The organism is Streptomyces sp. (assembly GCF_050698815.1).
GTDB lineage: Bacteria > Actinomycetota > Actinomycetes > Streptomycetales > Streptomycetaceae > Streptomyces.
The window spans coordinates 1-2,567 of the sequence record NZ_JBOHCV010000348.1; the positions used below are offsets into that span (position 1 = coordinate 1).

A 2,567-nucleotide genomic window follows, 5' to 3' on the forward strand; every position below is an offset into this window, starting at 1 on the left:
ACGGACGACCGGGAGGGGACCCGCCTGGACAAGGACGACGCCAAGAGGCACTGGCGGACCGACTCCGTCGAGATCGCGCTCGATCCCCGCGGCAACGGCGACGACACCTCGGTCACCTTCAAGACCGGCATCTTCCCCTTCACGGACGGAGACGGCGGTCCGGCCGCGGAGCGGGACGCCGACAACCGCCAGGGTCCCGCTGAGAAGACCGCGCCCGGCATGCGCGTCGCGTCCGCGGTCAGCGAGCCGTACCGGGGTTACACGATCGAGGCGAAGATCCCTCTCGGGGAACTGCCGGCCGCGGCGGATCCCGAGCGGTTCGCGGCGAACATTCTCGTGTACGACTCCGACACCCAGGACAAGACCGGTCAGACCCGCCTCGCGTGGTCGCCGTTCGGCAGCGCCCAGGCCGACCCGTACGTGTGGGGCACCGCCCGCCTCGAGGGGTACACGCCGCCGGCGGGTCGTCCGACGGTCCCGGCCGACCCCGAGATTCCGACGGAGGCCGCACGCAGCGAGGACTCCCCGGCGTCCGTCGCCCAGGCCCGGCGCACCGGCATCCCGATCGCCGGAGGCCCACGCCCCTGCCGGTGATCCCGCCGGGACACCGGTCGTCCTTCCGGCTGCGGGCGTTGGCTTCGGCGACGCGGGCGCTCAACACCTGTCGTTCGTTTTCCGCCGTGAAGGAGGGCGAGCTGCGCGTCTCTGACCCAAGGGCTCGCCCTGCTTCAACGAGACGGCCTCCGCGACCAGCTGCTGGTCCGTGGGGGCCGTCAGCGACTCATCGCGAGGAAGAAGCCTTCCACGCCTGCGTGCCCGTGTTTCGTGCTGCGAGAGTGCCTCGGCCGCGGTGGCGAGTTCTGTTGCCCGCGGGGGATTGAGCAATCACGGAGGCGATGTGCCCGCCGCCTCGACGCAGACTCACCAGGAGACCCGGTGAACCAGGGGATCACGGGCTTGTGATGAAGGTGGGTGCGTAGGCGTGCTCGGTAGGCATGCGGTCGTCATCGGAGGCTCCATAGCTGGCCTCACCGCCGCTGGCACGCTGGCCAGCAGGTTCGAGAGAGTGACCGTCCTCGACCGGGATGAGCTGCCCGCCGACGCGCGGAACCGGAAGGGTGTGCCGCAGGCCCGTCACGGACATGCCCTGCTCATCGGCGGACGTCTGGCACTGGAGAAGGTGTTTCCCGGTCTGACCGCCGAGTTGACCGCGAGCGGCGCGGTCCCGTGGGACCCCGGGAACGACCTCATGTTCCATCAGATGGGTGCCTTCCGTATCCCGTACTCCACTGGAATGCTCGGCGTCAGCCTGACCCGTGCCTTCTTGGAGTTCTCGCTGCGACGGCGGGTGAGTGCGCTGGCCAACGCCGAACTGCGGGGCGGCGCGTCGGTCACCGGCGTCACCGGTGTCACCGGCCGGGTGACCGGCGTGGAGCTCGACACCGGCGAGGTGATCTCGGCCGATCTGGTCGTCGACGCGACGGGGCGGAGTGACCGAGGGGACCGCTGGCTCGAGCATCTCGGATGCCCCGCACCCGAGGTCGACACGGTGAAGATCGACGTCGGCTACACCAGTCGCCTGCTGCACCGCCTCCCCGGTGACCAGCTGACGGAGCAGGGCGGTCTGATCTACCTGATGGCCTCGATCTCCCCGAACGACAAGCGGGCCGCGGCGGCCTTCGCCGTGGAGGGAGACCGCTGGCTCGTCACGCTCGGGGGCTGGCACCGCAGCTACGCGCCCACAGATCCCGCCGGCTTCGCCGAGTTCGCCGCGGGTTTGCCCGTGTCCCACATGTCCGATCTGCTGGCCCGGTCCGAGCCGGTGGACGACGGCGACGCGGTGCGCTACACGTACCCCCACGCCCGTCGGCGCTTCTTCGAGCGGCTGAGCCGGCCGCCGGCCGGCTTCGTGGCGATCGGCGACGCCGTGTGCAGCTTCAATCCGCTGTACGGCCAGGGGATGACCGTGGCCATTCTGGAGGCGCTCGAACTGGGGACGTGCCTCGACCTCGCCGGCGGGCCGACCGCCGCAATGACGCGCAAGTACTTCCAGGCGGTGGGCAAACTGGTCGAGATGCCGTGGCGCATCGCGACGGCGGGCGACTTCATCTTCCCGGAGACGGTGGGACCGAAGGCGTTCGGCACGGACCTCGCCAACTGGTACGTGGGTCAGGTCACCCGCGCCAGTCACACGTCGGTGGACGTGCACCGCGTGATGCTGGAGGTGCAGCAGATGCTGATTCCGCCGTCCGCACTCATGCGGCCGACGGTGATCGCCCGTTCGCTGCGCGCCGCCCGGAGATCACCTGCCGTGAGCCCGGCGGCCCCCCGCGTGCAGAGTCCCGTGCCGTAGTCCTGCCGGGGCCGGTACGACGCCCCGTGCGGAATCCCGGTCGCGGTCCGAGTCGTACGGGACCGGGCACGAGAGAAATCCATGTAGCACCCTGAAATGACGGAGGAAGAATGGCTGAACAGCCTGTCGACACGGTGAAGCGCGTTTACGCGGGCCTGACCGCTTTCGATATCGACATGGTTCTCGGGACATGTGATCCCGAGGTCGAGATGAT

General features: G+C 69.7%; 2 protein-coding genes. Both read left to right on the top strand.

Annotated features, from left to right (window positions below; translation table 11 throughout):
* Window positions 1–594: sugar-binding protein (locus ACRDP3_RS12770; protein ID WP_431517023.1), on the top strand; the 594-nt coding region annotated here is incomplete at its 5' end.
* Between the two features lie 388 nt (window positions 595–982).
* Window positions 983–2,353, top strand: a complete 1,371-nt coding sequence (locus ACRDP3_RS12775; protein WP_431517024.1) for an FAD-dependent oxidoreductase — start codon at window positions 983–985, stop codon at window positions 2,351–2,353.
* Window positions 2,354–2,567 lie beyond the last annotated feature (214 nt).